Origin of the sequence: Sporobacter termitidis DSM 10068 (genome assembly GCF_900130065.1) — a bacterium.
In the GTDB taxonomy this organism is placed as follows: Bacteria; Bacillota; Clostridia; order Oscillospirales; family Oscillospiraceae; genus Sporobacter; species Sporobacter termitidis.
The window spans coordinates 251,628-266,556 of record NZ_FQXV01000001.1 but is presented as its reverse complement, the minus strand read 5'-3'; the positions used below and the strand labels follow the sequence as shown (position 1 = coordinate 266,556).

Here is a 14,929-nt window from a genome sequence, read left to right as displayed (position 1 = left end):
GAGGAGGGCGTCCGCGCCCTCCTCTTGCCGTTGCCGGGCCGGCGCGCCGTATCGGGAGGCTTGAAATTGCCGGGCCGGCATGGTATATTTCAAACGGTATCACCTGAAGGTCAGGCGCATTATACAGCCGGGGGAAATTTGCGATGTACAATATCACATTCCAGCAGCTGGCAACCTTTTTCGCGGTGGCGGAGAGAATGAATATCACCGAGGCGGCAAGCGCGCTCTACATTTCACAGTCCTCCGTGAGCAAAACCATCCAGAGACTTGAGGAAGGCATTGAGGTCAAGCTCTTTGTGCGGACCAACAGGGGCCTGACGCTGACGCCGGCGGGCGAATACCTGTACGCCAATTTCCGCACCCCGTATAACAGCATGTGCAAAATGGTCCGGCATGCCAAGAGCATGACGAAGAAAAAAATCCTCAGGATCGGCTATCCCAGTACATACGACTCCAGCGAGGATTACGACAAGCTCAAGCGGCTGATCAGCGATTACGCGGCCGCGCATCCCGATATCGAGTTGGACGAGGGCCTGTATGATTTTTTGGAGCTGAAGCAGGCGATCAGCTTCGGCGATGTGGATATCGCCTTCACGCACGACTTTATCTTCAGCGACCTGCCGAATGTCACGGTGCGGCGCATATTCAAAAGCAGGGTGTGCCTGGCCATGTCGGCAAAGCACCCGCTGGCGGCGCTGGAGTCGGAAAAACAGATCGACCGCACGGCGCTGGAGAACGAGGTGTTCTATACGATCCCTTTCAGCAATGAGGTCGTCGATAAAAAAAGGACGCTGGTGACGCTGAGCCGCTTTGGCATCACGCCGAAGGACGTCCATTTCGTGCAGAATTTCCAATCCCTGATCCGCGTGCTGAGGCAGGGAAAGGGCATGAGCGTGTGCGGATATTTTCAGAAGGCGCCCGGCCATGAGGAAATCAGATTTTTCGATATGCCGCCGTCAGGGAACGACCCGTTCCTGGCAGCCGCATGGCGAACAAATGAAGTTTCCGGGGAAGCCAGGGATTTTATCGGTATTCTTCCCGACGGCACCGGCGGCCTGGACGAGCTCTGACGGCGGATATATTAGCTCGATTATGCTTATAAAAAATGGCCGTAAATACAAAGGAAGGGTGAAACGTGCGGTACGTTCACCCTTCCTTTATGTCAATATCCTCATATGAGATTTTTCCGTATTACAAGATGATGCAGATCAGTCCTCCGCTGCCTTCGTTGACGATGCGCTGGAGCGTCTCCTGGAGCTTGCCCTGGGTCTCCTCGGGCATCTTTTTGATTTTGGCGTTGAGGCCCTCGCCGGCAATGTCGTAGAGGGATTTGCCGAAGATATTGGATTCCCAGATCTTGCCCACGTTGCCCTCGAACTCCTGAAGCAGGAAGTTGATGATGTCCTCGGAGGATTTTTCTCCGCCAACGGCGGGGGAGACCTCGGTTTCAATGTTGGCCATGATCATGTGGATCGACGGGGCGCTGGCCTTCAGCCGGACGCCGTAGCGGCCGCCCTGACGGACGATTTCCGGTTCCTCCAGCCGCAGTTCCTCCCGGCCCGGCATGACGATACCGTACCCGCGGGTGCGTACGTCCTGCAGCGCCGAGTCGATCCTGTCGTACTCGCGCTTGATCTTCGACAGCTCGGAGAGGAGAGAGATGAGGTCGCCGTCGTCCTTGATGTCGAGGCCGGACTGCTCGCTCAGCGTGTTGTAAAACAGCTCGTGGGGCAATTCCAGCGAGGCGCTGACAATGCCGCGGCCCAGGTCCATATCGCGGACGGAGGCCTGGCTGATGTTGCCGGACTCGCCGATGGCGCCCACGGCGGTGTCCACGTCCTTGATGCGCAGGGCGGGATTGAGGCATTTCCGGATCGTTGTGAACAACTCACTTTTGATGGTGTGATCCATCGGCAGCGCGTTGACCCAGGCGGGCAGATAAACGCCGAACTCATACAGCGGGAACTCATAGAGGACCGATTTGATGATGCCGGTGATATCATCCTTGTCCAGCGTCATGCAGTTCTTGACCAGGCAGGTGACCCCGTACTTCTCGGAGAGCTCCTGCCGCAGCCGGACGGCCCGTTCGGACGTGGGATTGGCGGAATTGACGATAACGAGAAACGGCTTGCCGATCTCCTTGAGCTCCTTGATGACGCGCGCTTCCGGCTCGATGTAGTTCTGGCGCTCGATGTCGGTGATGGAGCCGTCGGTGGTGATGACAAGGCCGATGGTGGAGTGCTCGGAGATGACCTTGCGCGTGCCGACCTCGGCGGCCTCGGTCAGGGGGATATCGTAATCAAACCACGGGGTCGTCACCATGCGCTCGGCGTCGCCCTCGAACTGGCCGATGGCGCCCGGAACCATGTAACCGACACAATCAATCAAACGCACGGAGACCGTCGCGCTGCCGTCCATCGTGATGTCCACAGCGTCTTCCGGTACAAATTTCGGCTCCGCCGTCATGATCGTGCGCCCGGAGCCGCTCTGGGGCAGCTCGTCGCGGGCGCGCTCCCGCATATACACATTGTCGATGTTCGGGATGACAAGCGTTTCCATGAAGCGTTTGATAAAGGTGGATTTTCCTGTCCTGACGGGCCCGACTACACCTAAATATATATCCCCGTCGGTGCGGAGAGCGATATCCTCATAAATGTTGTGATCGTTCACTCTTACTCCTCCTTAATAGGATTGTGTCTTCCGTAAATATGTATGAGGAGAAAGGGGGAAATATACTGCTTGTTTTATAAAATCCCATCGCGATAAAAAAATCCCGGGCGGCCGCCCGGGCGCGTGTTTTCAGGGCTGTTTGACGGCGGCGGCGATATCGTCAAAGCTCAGTTGGGGGTCGTAGACGGCAAAGCGGCCGCGGCCCTGCGCTTTTGCCCGGTACAGCGCGATATCGGCTTTTTTGTAAAGCTCGTCAAACGTCAGGCCGTCGTAGGGGAAGCCGGCGATGCCGAAGCTCGCCGAAACGGAAACGCCCCAGCTGCGCTCGTCACAGATCATGTGGCACAGATCGCTGACGCGCGTCTCCAGCGGTTTTCCGAGATTCATGCTTTTCAGGCAAATGACGAATTCGTCACCGCCGAGGCGGCCGCAGAGATCGTCTGTGCGCAGCGCGTACTTGAGCTTGCCGGCGATGCTCAGAAGCAGCGCGTCGCCGGCGCTGTGTCCCAGCGTGTCGTTGATGGTTTTGAAATTGTCGATATCGAGCATGATGAGGGCGTGCTGCGTCTCGGACTCGCTCTGCTGAAGAATCTCCGTGAATTTCTCGATAAAGGTGGCTCTGTTCAAAAGCCCTGTCAGCGAATCGAGCGTTGACCGCTCCTGGAGGCTCAGCTCGGCCTTTTTCCGCTCGTCGATGTCCTCAAGGAGGAAATAGCCCTTCACATCGGGAGAGTACGGGTCGGGGATCAGCTGGACGCTGATGGACGTCCACTTGGGCATGCCGTCCGCGAGGCGCCGGAATTCCGTCTTGTCGGTATGGTGGCCGGAGGCGTAGTTTTCAAGCAGGCGGTCCCGGGACATGAAGGTGAGAAAGATGTTTGCGTCCTCCTTATAGATATGCCGCCGGGCGATAAAGGATGTGACGTCGCGCAGCTTTCGGGAAATAACCCGGGGGAGCGGCGGGAACATGCCGCCCTCCTCGTGCTCGAACCTGTCGTCCGTCAAGTTGTACTCATAATAATTCGTGGCGCTTTTCGGGATGGCGTTGTAGGTCTGCTGCCAGCGCTGGAAGGCCAGCTCCTTCTGTCGCTGCAGCGTGACGTCATAAAAAGAAATGATGGCCTGGGCGGGCTTGCCGCCGTCGTCAAAGATCGAGGTGAAATCGAAGTGATACCATCTGTACTCCTCGGCGCCGCGGTCATAGGCGCTGACGACGACGCTGCCCTCGCGTTCGCCGCGATAAATAGTGTCGAAAAACCCTCTGAATGCGTCCGCGCTGTCCTGCGCGATCGCACCGGAGGAGATGATGCTTTCCGGCACGTTTTCCAGGACGGGCGGGACGTCAAAGACCGGGGGGAGGCTTGTCTGGTGATAGGAGATTCTGGTGCGGATGTCCAGGCGGAGGATGTGCTTGTTGCTGTGGAGCGTCGCGATGCGGTATTCCTCTTCGCTGATGCGCAGCTTTTCCTCCATCCGTTTTCTGTCGGTGATGTCGATCATGACGACAGTGACCGAGCCCGCCAGACTCCGGTCCCTGCTGTACCGGGAAAGCGTCCAGATGACCTCGCCGTCCTTCCGGACGTGGCGCACCTCTGTTTCGTACCAGTTGATGCTCAGCGTGAAGTTTTGACGGATGTTTTCCTTCAGCGCCGCCAGGTCTTCGGGCACGACAGTAAAGTCCGCCGTCGTAAAGCCGCCCAGGCGCGCCTCTTCCTCGGTGTATCCGAACATGCCGTAATAAAACTCGTTGGCAAAAATGATCCGGCCCGTCTCAAAATTCTCAATGCGGCAAATGCCGCTCGGAATCGACATCGTTAAAGGATAGACGTCCGCCGGGCGTCGTTTCGGGGCTTGTCCTCTGAAAACAATAACAAAGGCGGCGATCGTCACGGCCAGTACGGCAAGCAGGGAGAGCAGAATCGCGGCATGGATGCCCTGACCGGGCAGCCGCTCGGTTTGCTCGTAAGTATGCGCCGCGTAAAAAATCGCGGAAAGGGAGACTATGATCATCGCGAGGAAAAAGACAGGAAGACTTTTTCTGAACACGCTGACATACCTCCCCCTTCCGGTGAATACCATTTATTCTAAACAATGGTGAGAATTTTGTCAAATATTACAGTTTTTTCTTATTATTTTTCAGGTGCCCGTCGAGGAACGCGAAGGTCCGCCCGACGCTTTCTGGGTCTGCGTATCCCGGGTCGGCATGGGTATAGGTCTCGCTGATATCCAGCACCGCGTTCCCTTCGCCGGCGGTCCTGACGATTTTTTCATAGAGCTCCGTCGCCTGCTGATAGGGGATGCAGGGGTCGTACCGCCCATGCTGGATGAGCACAGGCGGGATGCCGGGGTGGACATTGTCCAGCGGGTTGACGAAGCACGCCAGATTGGGAACCGATTTCAGCGGAACGCCCAACAGCTCGTCCACAGATTCAGGCGACGTGTCGTCCGGCGCGCGCATGCGCGTATAGCCCGAGGCATCGTACTGTGCCGCCTGCCGGAGAAAATCGGTCGGCCCGTACTGATCGACGACGGCGCGGACGGTACATGTTTTAGACAGCGGCGCGCCCTCAAAAGCGGCCTGTCCCTGTGTAAAGGCGGCCATCATGGCCAGATGCGCTCCGGCAGAGGCCCCGGTCAGGGCGACGTGGTCCGGGTCGATGAGATATGACGCGGCGTTTTCAGCCACCCATCGGAGCGCCGCTTTGACGTCGAACAGGTTGTCCGGATAGCGGATATGCGGGACAAGCCTGTAGCCGAGACCGACGACGGCATAGCCCCGCTGAACGCCGCTCATGAACGGCAGAATCTGCGCGTCCTTTTTATTGCCGGCGGTCCAGCCGCCGCCGTGCAGGAAAAAGACGGCGGGGAAGGGCCCGTCGCCCTCGTCGGGGAGGTAGATATCGAGCGACTGCTTGTGGTCCTCGCCGTAGGGGCAGTCCAAAAATTTACGCCGGAGGGCCGAGGTGTCATTTTTCAGGGCGGCAAAGCGTCCAAACATTTTTTCGATCTCCTGAGGAGACATCAATTTGACTTCAGCCATCGCCACACATCAGTCCAGAAGCGCCGAGAGCTTGGCGATGGTGCCGGAAATTTCGATCTTCTGAGGGCAGTGCTCCTCGCAGGACCGGCAGGCCACGCAGTCCTTTGCCTTGGCGCCGTTGTTTGTAAAGATTTCGTAGACGTGGTCCACGTTAGCCGTCGTCTTATAGACGAGATAATCGCTGTACAGGTTCATCATCATCGGGATGTTGATCTTTGAGGGGCAGCCCTCCACGCAGTAACGGCAGCCGGTGCAGGGGATCCTCGGAGAGCTCCGGAGGAGCTCCGCGGCGTCGCCGACGGCTTGGACCTCGGCGTCGCTGAAGGGCTTCAGGTGTTGCACCGTGCGCAGGTTGTCCTGCATTTGCTCCAGGCGCCCCATGCCGCTTAAAACGGCGATGAGGCCGTCCAGGTTCATGGCAAACCGCAGCGCCCAGGAGGCGACGGAAGTGTCGGGATGGACGGCTTTGAGCACGGGGGCGATGGCCGAGGTCTCACTGGCCAGCATGCCGCCCTTGATAGGCTCCATAATGGTCACCGGCTTGTTGTGGCTTCTGGCGATCTCGTACAGGCGGCGGGACTGGACGTCCTTGCTGTCCCAGTCGAGATAGTTGATCTGGAGCTGAACGAACTCGGCGTCCGGGTGCTTTGCCAGTATCTCCTCCAGGTCCTCGGGCTTGCCGTGGAAGGAGAAGCCGTAGTGACGGACCCGCCCCTCCGCCTTCAGCCTTTGGACGAGCTCCCAGGCACCCAGGCTCTCCGCTTTTTCGTTGAGCTTTGCGTCCAGGCCGTGCAGCAGGTAGAAATCAATGTAATCGGTGCCCAGGCGCTCCAGCGACGTGTTGAAGAATCTGATAAGGTCTTCCGGCGCCGCGGCCATGCGGACCGGGAGCTTTGTGGCGATGGTATATGTGCCGCGGGGATGGCGCTCCACGAGCGTTTTGCGCATTGCTTCCTCCGAGCCCTGATAGACCCAGGCGGTATCGAAATACGTCATTCCGGCGCTGAGGAACGCGTCCACCATCCGGTTGATCGTTTCGAGATCGAATTCCTCGCCCTTTTTCGGCAGGCGCATATAGCCAAAGCCAAGCTTGCCGACGGGCTCTCCAAGATATTTGTCAGCCATTGTCGTAATCTCCTTCGTAGTTTTTATTGACAGCATTATATCTTTTCCGGGGACGATTTAAAAGTACCTTTTTGTTAAATTATGACACGCCGGTTTTCATGTCCATCATCGACCGGAGCCACTTGATATCGCTGCGTCCGACGCAGCGAAATACGGCGAGCAGCAGGAGGTAAATGAGGAGGGAGAGAATGATATGGACCGTCAGCGTGAGCCCGCCTGCCGCCAGAGGCAGGCCGACGACGCGGAGGAGGAGCACCGCGATATTGACGGCGCCGACGGCGCATACCGCCGCTTTGAGGATGTTCTTCACAGGCAGCCGGAATTTTGCCACGGCGCGGAGCCGGCGGATGCTGAGGGTGAAGTTAAAGATGTCGGTGAAGTAGATCATGATGATATAGCCGATGACCGCGAATTTCGGCAGCATGTAGTAGACGAGTATGACGCTGATAAAGGAATCCAGGATGTTATAGAACATGGAGTACATCTGCTGTCCAAGCCCGCGCAGCATGCCGTCCGTGACGCTGTCCATGAAAATCACCGGCATCAGAAGGGCGAGAAGGCGGATATAATGCCCGACGGCGTCGCTTTTATATACGGATATGCCGAGCACGTCGGAAAACCAGAACATGACGGCGGTGACGCCGAAGGAAAACAGGATGCACATATATAGAATCCTGCCGACGATATCCCTGATTTCCCGCGTCCGCCCGTTGACCTGCGCCTCGGTCAGCTCCGGGACGATCAGCTCGGCCAAAGAGTAAAAGAAGGCGGACGGGAAGGTGATGATGGGGAAGACCATGCCCTGGATCATCCCGTAATCGGCCAGCGCCTTTTCGTTGGAAGCGCCGGACTTTTTAAACCCGCGCGGCACAAGGAGGTTCTCCAGGGTCGACAACGCTGTCCTGGCGTAGGCCGAGAGCGCCAGCGGCAGGGCGATATTTAAAAGCCGCTTTGTGATGTCGGTTGTTTTCTGATGGTGGGATACATAGCGCCGCCTGTCGTGGAGATAGAGGACAAACAGCAGCAGGAAGGAGGCCATTTCCCCCGCCACGCCGCCGGCGACGATGATGGCACAGGCTGTTTCTACCGTGTAGTTGGTCGCCAGCGACAGCGCCGCCACGACGACGCCGATACGGACGAGCTGCTCGATGACCTGGACGGCGGCCGATTTGATAACGCGGGTGACGGCGGTGAAATAGCCCGACAGGACGGCGGACATCGAAAAGGCCGGGAGACTCAGCGCCAGAAGCTTCAGGGACAGCACCGTCCGCGCGTCCCTGATCCAGGTCAGGCCGATTAGGTTCGCGCCGAAGTACAGAAGAAACGCCGCCGCCATCCCAAAGCAGAAGGCGTATATCAGACAGCGCCGGACGGCGGCTTTGACGCCGTCGTTGTTTGACCGGCCGAGCTCCTCGGAAACGAGGCGCGTCGTGGCAAAGCGGGAGCCGGAGATCGAGAAGGTGGCGGCCAGCATACTGACGGACATGATGAGCTGAAACAGCCCGATGCCTGCGGCGCCGATCTTATTGGACAGATAGACCTGAAACGCCATGCCCACCGAGCGCATGACGAGCGCCGTACCCGTCAGGAGTATTGTATTCATCAGCATCTTTTTGCCGCGCTTCATGGGCCATCCTCCCGCTAGTGGAAAACAATTAGTACACTATATGCGGGCAGGACACGGCGTCATGTCCTAAAATACCGGGACATTTCGCCGGCGCCGGCGCGGCCGGAAGGGAGATACGTAATAAAAAGAAAGACCGAAATCAAGGGCGATCCGGTCTTTCAAATATTAGCAGAGTAAGGCACGGCGGGGGCTGAATATACGGCTATTTTAACCCAACCGCGTCAAGCGCCCGGCTTAAATCCCCAATCAGGTCCCGTGCGTCCTCAATGCCGACGCTGAGGCGGAAAAAGCCGCCGTGAAACTCCTCCGGATACAGATACTGGCGCTCGTCCTTTTCGCCGAGGAATACAATCAGGCTCTCGTCGTGACCCAGGGAGACGGCGGAGGTGATGATCCGTAAGGCGGCCACAAAACGGTTGTGCGTCTCGTGGTCGGCGTTCAGGCCAAACGCCAACACGCCACCGAAGCCGTTGATCATCTGCCGCTTGGCGGTCTCGTGACCCCGGTGGCTTTCCAGGCCGGGATAGGCGACAAAACGCACGCCCTTTTGGTCTTCGAGAAAACGGGCCACAGCTAGCGCGTTGTTGTTGTGCTCCCGCATCCGGAGCGGCAGCGTCACGGCGCCGCGCATGATCAGCCAGGCGTTGAACGGGCTGATGGCGCCGCCGAGGTTGACCATGGCGTCGGCGCGGATACGGTCAATCAGCGCCTTGGGGCCGATGACCGCGCCGCCCATCGCGTCGCCGTGCCCATTGATGTACTTCGTCAGGCTTTCCACGACAAGGTCCGCGCCCAGCTCCAAAGGCCGCTGGCTGTAAGGCGAGGCGAAAGTGTTGTCCACGGACAGCAGTATGCCGCGGTCGTGGGCCAGCTGCGCGATGGCGGCAATATCACTGATCTGCGTTGTGGGGTTCCCCGGCGTTTCGATGTGGATCAGCTTTGTGTTGGGACGGATGGCGGCACGGACGGCCTCCAGGTCCGATGTGTCGACGATCGTCGTCCCGACGCCGTATTTTCCCGGCAGCAGCTCGTTGAGCAGGCGATAGACAGCGATATACGTGATGTTTGAAAATACGGCGTGGTCCCCGGATGTCAGCAGGGTGAAGAAAAGCCCCGACAGCGCCGCTACGCCGCTGGCCAGAACGACGCAGTCGTCCCCGCCTTCCAGAGAGCGCAGCTTTTCCTGCAGGTAGTTTTGGTTGGCGCCGCCGTTGCGCGTATACAGCGGCTTTTCTCCGGCGCTGCTCCAGTTCATGTCCGTGGGGTCATACGGCAGCTCGTAGCTGTTGGCCATGACGATGGGACGCCGGATCGCGCCCGTCTCCCGGTCAACGTCGTTGCCGGTATGCACTGCCTTGGTCTGAAAACCGAGGGCGTCCTCATATGTACGTTTGCCCAAATAGATCGTCTCCCTGTCAAATAATATATCATAGTATACATATATGGATTGATGATGTAATTGTCTCATCCTTTATGAGGTTTGTCAAATAAAATTCAAAAAACGCCGACAGTACAGAGCTTTTTGATATTTATTTTTATGACAGGAAGGTATATTATTTTACAAAACAGGTAAGGAGGCGCTTATATGAATAAACAAACACTTTGGATCGTCCGGACGGCGATTTTCCTCGCGTTGCTGGTTGTGATCCAAATAGCGACCGCGCCGCTCGGCATTACCCTGATTACCGGCTCGCTGGTCAACCTGATTCTGATTATGACGGTCATGACGTGCGGGCTTTCGTCGGGGCTTGTCGTGGCCGTCATTTCCCCATTTCTGGCAAAGCTCGTCGGGATAGGCCCGCTGTGGGTCCTGATCCCGTTTATCGCTCTGGGGAACTGTGGACTGGTGCTGATCTGGCAGCTTGTGGCCAAGCGGGCTTTTAAGGAAAAGTTCATCGGCACTGTGGTTGCGCTCGTCGCCGGTGCCGCCGGCAAGTTCCTGATTTTATATCTCGTTATCGTCCGGCTGCTGATCCCCCTGTTTTTAAATCTGCCGGCAAAACAGGCCGCGACAGTATCGGCGACCTTTTCTCTGCCGCAGCTCGCCACCGCCCTGATCGGCGGTGCTGTCGCCGTGGCGGCTCTGCCTGCCGTAAAAAAAGCCAGGGCCTCCAGAGCAAGCTGAAGGAAGTCTCAAAGCGCACAAAGACGCCGCAAAAAATCTGCGGCGTCTTTGTTGAAGGACTCTATGGAAAGGGCTGCCTTTCTCAGTTGAAGCCTACGGGGCTTTAACTGACAAGCGTGACGGCCTTGACGGCGGCGGCGCCGGCGTCGGGCGTATAGGCGTCGGCGCCGATCTCGTCGGCAAACGCCTGGGTGATGGGCGCGCCGCCGACCATGATCTTCACCTGCTCCTTGCAGCCGGCGTCGATTATCGTCTGGACGGTGTTCTTGAGGGAATCCATCGTCGTCGTCAGAAGGGCGGACGCGCCGACGAGCTTGCAGTCGGGATTGGCCTTGACAGCCTGAACGAATTTGTCGGCCGGAACGTCGACGCCCAGGTCGATCACCTCAAAGCCGGCGCTTTCGATCATCAGCGCCACCAGGTTTTTGCCGATGTCATGCAGGTCGCCCGCCACGGTGCCGATGATGTACTTGCCGCGCTTGCCGACGCTGTCTCCGGCCAGGTGGGGCTTCAGGACCTCGACACCCTTTTTCATCGTCTTGGCCGCGACGAGCATCTCTGGAACAAAAATCTCATTGGCCTGAAATTTGGCGCCCACGACGCTCATTGCGCCGATCATGCCCTCATTCAGAATGGCGTTGGGGTCGTCACCGGCGTCCAGCGCCTCCTGTACGAGACCTTCGATCAGCTTGACCTTGCCGAGCTCCACCGCGTTGGCGACTTCCTTGATTTTTGACATGTCAACATGACCTCCTAATGTTAAATATGTAAGCCGCGCCTGCGAAAAACGGCGCGTTACAGCTTACAGCTTCCGGTGTCTTACCCATCGCTTCAAAATATGCTGTCCTTATAGTATCTTACTACAATGCGCGTATATAAAAAATACGAAAAGTTGTAAAAATTTACTAATACAAAACTATCTAAATGTGATAATACGGCTGAGATGCTGTCCCTTACGTATGCACATAAAAAAACGTGGACTCGCTTGTGATAAGCGAGTCCGCATTTTTTTAAGACGCATGACGGCCGGCGGACTGCGATGCCGGTTACTCCAGGCTGTCCAGGGCCTCCTGGCCGAGTGACGTCAAAGCGATGCTGCCGCATTCGAGCACAGACTGCCCGGGCGGCGGCCCATCCCGATGGTTGCCGTCCTGACCGGCGGCTTTGAAGTCTTTGAACAGGGGCGATTCTCCGTAAATTGAATAATCGAAATTGCTCAGCGGCTTATCGTAATCCAGCGTAATCAGGCGTTTGCTCTCCAGGGCGCGCAGAACAAGGCTCGTCGTCTGCACGGCGTCCATGGAATCGCCCGCGGAATTTATATAAACCGGCGCCAGCGCCACTGCGTCGGGCCCTTCCGGCGCAGCGCTTTTCCGGATAAACCGCGCCAGAGGAAGAAAGGGGATTTGCGCCAGGAGCAGCAGAAAGTCCCTTTCGGGCTCGGAAATGACGATCTCTCTGCTGCATCCGCCGCAGCAGCCGCTCCGGCCGCAGGCCTGGCGGCTTTGGGCACCGCAGCCGGCACAGCCGCCGCAGCTTCTTTTATCCGTAGGGGTCATGTTGCATATCCTCCGCAGCATATATGCTTCCCAGCGGTGACGAAACACACGCTGAAAAGTGAAAAGACCGAAGCTGTTCTTCGGTCTTCCTTTGCTATTGTTTTTTCGTATTTCAAACCGAGTGCTTTTAGTATACCACAACAGACGCGTCCTGACTACAGGGCGCGGAAACGGCCGCGGCGAAATGGTTCAGATGAAATACTCAATCGTTCTGGCGGGGGTTTTCTGCGTTTCAAGATTGAACAGAATGATGGCCTCCCGGACGTCCTTCGGACCCAGGTTATACATGCTGTTGCCCTCACCGCTCAGAATCTCATACGATACGCTGCGGTTTTTTGAAAACGGTTCGTCGGTGATCAGGGCGACGCCGTTCGTATTGAACGGCTTTTTGCGGTAATAGGGGTCGAACATGAAGACGTTTTCATTGTCCGCGCCGGTCAGCAAAACGTAATGCCAGCCCACGTGGCGCAGCCGGACGACAACGGCGCCGCCCTGCTGCAGGCAGGCGACGATTTTGCTGGTTTGACTGACGGACACATCCGCCCCGGTCAGGAACTCACAGTGAAGCGGAAATTTTTTCACCTTGGCGAACTGATTGAGCCAGTTGCACAAAAACATCATCGCCATCTGCGAGGTGCCGTTTTTCCCGAATTCTCCCTTGACATTATACGCGTCCAGGCTGTAGAGCATGATATGCTTCATAATATCGGGCGGGATATCTTCGCGCCGGAACAGGAAGCTCATGGCGTTCATCAGCGTTGTCGGGCCGCAGTCAAATTCCGTCGTCTGATAGTTCAGGGGGTTTTTCATGCCGTTCACTCATTTTTGATGGATTTCCTATCATCATAATATGAATTAACGAGCTTGTAAACCGCATCTTCGATAAACCCGCCGAATTCCATGGCGGAAATCCCCGACTGGGCCAGCAGCGCCGCCGCGACGGGGCCGATTCTGCTGACGAGAACGGCGTCGCAGTCCGCCATGAGCCGTATCGTATGCTGCAATTTCTGGTCGTCGTGCGCCCCCTGGCTGCACGGGGGCTCGCTCTCCCGCTTTTCGACGAAGCGGATGCCGGCGCCGTCAACGTCGAAGATCAGAAATTGTCGGGCGGCGCCGAAGTGGCGGTTGACGACCTTGCCGTCACTGCTGGCCGCGGCGATCCTGAGTGGCATTATCCATCCCTCCCGTATTTTCAGGTATTCGGCAGGGGTGAATTACAGGCCCGGCAGGGGACTGTAATTCGTCCTGACGAAATATTTAGCCAGCGCGCGCAGCGCCGCGCCAACATCGCCGGGCGCCTCGAAAACGGCGATCCTGTTGAGCTCGAGGCTTCTTCTGGCGCCCGGGCCGATCTGCACGACGAGAATCGCGCAGCAGTCGCGCAGGGCGGTGATCTTTTCAAGCATCGCGTCCTCCGTGTGTCCAAGTCCTTCGCCCGAGGGATGGACGGACCGCTTTTCAAGAAGTGAATAAGCCCCGTCCGGGCCGATATCGTAGATATAGAAATCCTCGGCTCGGCCGAAGTGTTCGTCAACGACGGTGCCGTCCGTGCTTGCCGTGGCGACACGCCAGTTTTTTCCCATAAGGACACCCCGCGTTTCATTAAAGATTTGTTGAATTGCCCAATGCGCCGCCCTCCGGCGGCGCATTGGGTATTTTTATTTGGCTTGGGGAGCCTGAAGCGCTGTACTTAGTTATAGAGCAGACCGTCCGGCTTGAAGAAGCTGTTCTTCTGCAGGGCGGTGACGTCGAGGTCGTCGGGCAGCAAGCCAACCGACTGCATCTGTGTTCCCAGAAGGGCGAACATATCGTAAGCCTGCTGGTATGAGGGCATGTAATTAAAGGTCTTGAGGACCTCGGCGTTCACCGCGGGATCGCCGGCAACGTACTTTTTGTCGACCTGAAGCTGTGCGACCTCGTCCTTGTTGTCCTGCGCCCAGGCGGCGGCTTCCTGCACCGCTCTTGTGTACTTGGCGGCGAGGGTGGGGTGGTCGGTGATGATATTGTCGCGGACGTAGGCGGAGCAGCAGTACTGGTCTTTATAGGGCTCCTGCATCGCGGAGTCGAAAATGATATTGAGGTTATCCTGATTGGCCGCGATCGTGGCCGTCGGATCGTTGAGCGCGATGCCATCGACGGCGCCCTTTGCGAGGGCTGCCGGGAGGTCGGCCTGTGAGTAGATGGCAAAGTTGACCTGGTTGCCCTTCACCGTCACGTCGACGCCGTTATCGGCCAGGACGCGCTTGGCGAAAATGTAGGGACTGGCCGTATAGCTCGTGACACCGATCGTCTTGCCGATGAAATCCTTGGGGGTTGTGATGCCGGAGCCCGCTTTGACGAGGACCTTGTCGCAGCCGGTATGGAGGCCGGTCGTAATCTTGACAGGCAGGCCGTTGGAGAGCGGCTGGATGAGGCTGGCGAGAAGGCCGAAGCTCGCGTCGATCTGATCGGCCGTAACAGCGTCGAACGTGGTTCCGGGCGCCAGCTTGACAAGCTCGTATTTTAATCCTTCTTTGTCAAAGAAGCCCTTTTCAGCCGCGATATGGATCGCCGCTTCGCAGAGGCTGCCGCCCCAGCCGATGCGCAGCACGTAATCGTCCTCCGGCGCGCTGGAGGGCGACGCGGCCGCCGGGGTGCCTGACGAGGATGCCGACGCGTCGGCGGACGCGGACGGCGAGGAACCGGGGGAAGAGGTTCCCGTCGAAGAAGAACAAGCGGAGATAATTCCGGCGAGTAATGTCAGTGCGAAGAGGATTGACAGAACCTTTTTTAACTTGTTCATA

At 57.6% G+C, this 14,929-nt stretch carries 14 protein-coding genes; 2 read left to right on the top strand and 12 right to left on the bottom strand.

Annotated elements, in window-relative coordinates; translation table 11 throughout:
- The first annotated feature begins 143 nt into the window (after nt 1-143).
- Nucleotides 144-1,070, top strand: a complete 927-nt coding sequence (locus BUB60_RS01260; protein WP_073075822.1) for a LysR family transcriptional regulator — start codon at nt 144-146, stop codon at nt 1,068-1,070.
- Between the two features lie 121 nt (nt 1,071-1,191).
- Here BUB60_RS01260 and spoIVA read toward each other — a convergent pair whose 3' ends face one another.
- The 6 genes from spoIVA to BUB60_RS01230 form a co-directional block, all read right to left on the bottom strand.
- Entirely contained in the window at nt 1,192-2,670 is a 1,479-nt protein-coding gene (gene spoIVA / locus BUB60_RS01255) for a stage IV sporulation protein A (protein WP_143162237.1), read from the bottom strand.
- A gap of 129 nt (nt 2,671-2,799) precedes the next feature.
- Nucleotides 2,800-4,716, bottom strand: coding sequence for a GGDEF domain-containing protein (locus BUB60_RS01250; RefSeq protein WP_073075821.1), 1,917 nt, complete (start codon nt 4,714-4,716; stop codon nt 2,800-2,802).
- Nucleotides 4,717-4,783: 67 nt separating this feature from the next.
- Complete coding sequence (locus tag BUB60_RS01245) at nt 4,784-5,668, bottom strand: alpha/beta hydrolase (RefSeq protein WP_073075820.1); 885 nt, start codon at nt 5,666-5,668, stop codon at nt 4,784-4,786.
- A gap of 51 nt (nt 5,669-5,719) precedes the next feature.
- Nucleotides 5,720-6,835 carry an aldo/keto reductase gene (locus tag BUB60_RS01240; protein WP_073075819.1) on the bottom strand — a complete coding sequence of 372 codons (1,116 nt, stop codon included), beginning with the start codon at nt 6,833-6,835 and terminating at the stop codon, nt 5,720-5,722.
- A gap of 79 nt (nt 6,836-6,914) precedes the next feature.
- Nucleotides 6,915-8,462, bottom strand: coding sequence for an oligosaccharide flippase family protein (locus BUB60_RS01235; RefSeq protein WP_073075818.1), 1,548 nt, complete (start codon nt 8,460-8,462; stop codon nt 6,915-6,917).
- A gap of 202 nt (nt 8,463-8,664) precedes the next feature.
- A complete protein-coding gene (locus BUB60_RS01230) occupies nt 8,665-9,861 on the bottom strand; it encodes a trans-sulfuration enzyme family protein (RefSeq protein WP_073075817.1) in 1,197 nt (398 codons plus the stop codon).
- A gap of 186 nt (nt 9,862-10,047) precedes the next feature.
- On the opposite strand from BUB60_RS01230, the gene BUB60_RS01225 reads away from it, so the two are divergent.
- Complete coding sequence (locus BUB60_RS01225; RefSeq protein ID WP_073075816.1) at nt 10,048-10,587, top strand: ECF transporter S component; 540 nt, start codon at nt 10,048-10,050, stop codon at nt 10,585-10,587.
- Between the two features lie 103 nt (nt 10,588-10,690).
- Here BUB60_RS01225 and BUB60_RS01220 read toward each other — a convergent pair whose 3' ends face one another.
- The 6 genes from BUB60_RS01220 to BUB60_RS01195 form a co-directional block, all read right to left on the bottom strand.
- A complete protein-coding gene (locus BUB60_RS01220) occupies nt 10,691-11,326 on the bottom strand; it encodes a corrinoid protein (protein ID WP_073075815.1) in 636 nt (211 codons plus the stop codon).
- 307 nt (nt 11,327-11,633) lie between these two features.
- Nucleotides 11,634-12,146 (bottom strand): hypothetical protein, encoded by a 513-nt coding sequence (locus BUB60_RS01215; protein WP_084726151.1) that lies wholly within the window; start codon nt 12,144-12,146, stop codon nt 11,634-11,636.
- A gap of 189 nt (nt 12,147-12,335) precedes the next feature.
- Entirely contained in the window at nt 12,336-12,956 is a 621-nt protein-coding gene (locus BUB60_RS01210) for a peptidase C39 (protein ID WP_073075814.1), read from the bottom strand.
- Nucleotides 12,957-12,961: 5 nt separating this feature from the next.
- Complete coding sequence (locus BUB60_RS01205; RefSeq protein ID WP_073075813.1) at nt 12,962-13,318, bottom strand: NifB/NifX family molybdenum-iron cluster-binding protein; 357 nt, start codon at nt 13,316-13,318, stop codon at nt 12,962-12,964.
- Nucleotides 13,319-13,360: 42 nt separating this feature from the next.
- Nucleotides 13,361-13,729 carry a NifB/NifX family molybdenum-iron cluster-binding protein gene (locus BUB60_RS01200; RefSeq protein ID WP_073075812.1) on the bottom strand — a complete coding sequence of 123 codons (369 nt, stop codon included), beginning with the start codon at nt 13,727-13,729 and terminating at the stop codon, nt 13,361-13,363.
- A 107-nt stretch (nt 13,730-13,836) separates the two neighbouring features.
- Nucleotides 13,837-14,928, bottom strand: coding sequence for an ABC transporter substrate-binding protein (locus BUB60_RS01195; protein ID WP_073075811.1), 1,092 nt, complete (start codon nt 14,926-14,928; stop codon nt 13,837-13,839).
- Nucleotide 14,929: the final 1 nt, after the last annotated feature.

Coding starts and splice junctions, on each gene's coding strand:
- BUB60_RS01260 (WP_073075822.1), top strand. CDS start 144: ATGTACAATATCACATTCCAGCAGCTGGCAACCTTTTTCGCGGTGGCG.
- BUB60_RS01235 (WP_073075818.1), bottom strand. CDS start 8,462: ATGAAGCGCGGCAAAAAGATGCTGATGAATACAATACTCCTGACGGGT.
- BUB60_RS01205 (WP_073075813.1), bottom strand. CDS start 13,318: ATGCCACTCAGGATCGCCGCGGCCAGCAGTGACGGCAAGGTCGTCAAC.
- BUB60_RS01210 (WP_073075814.1), bottom strand. CDS start 12,956: ATGAAAAACCCCCTGAACTATCAGACGACGGAATTTGACTGCGGCCCG.
- BUB60_RS01240 (WP_073075819.1), bottom strand. CDS start 6,835: ATGGCTGACAAATATCTTGGAGAGCCCGTCGGCAAGCTTGGCTTTGGC.
- BUB60_RS01245 (WP_073075820.1), bottom strand. CDS start 5,668: ATGTTTGGACGCTTTGCCGCCCTGAAAAATGACACCTCGGCCCTCCGG.
- BUB60_RS01220 (WP_073075815.1), bottom strand. CDS start 11,326: ATGTCAAAAATCAAGGAAGTCGCCAACGCGGTGGAGCTCGGCAAGGTC.
- BUB60_RS01225 (WP_073075816.1), top strand. CDS start 10,048: ATGAATAAACAAACACTTTGGATCGTCCGGACGGCGATTTTCCTCGCG.
- BUB60_RS01215 (WP_084726151.1), bottom strand. CDS start 12,146: ATGACCCCTACGGATAAAAGAAGCTGCGGCGGCTGTGCCGGCTGCGGT.
- BUB60_RS01195 (WP_073075811.1), bottom strand. CDS start 14,928: ATGAACAAGTTAAAAAAGGTTCTGTCAATCCTCTTCGCACTGACATTA.
- BUB60_RS01200 (WP_073075812.1), bottom strand. CDS start 13,729: ATGGGAAAAAACTGGCGTGTCGCCACGGCAAGCACGGACGGCACCGTC.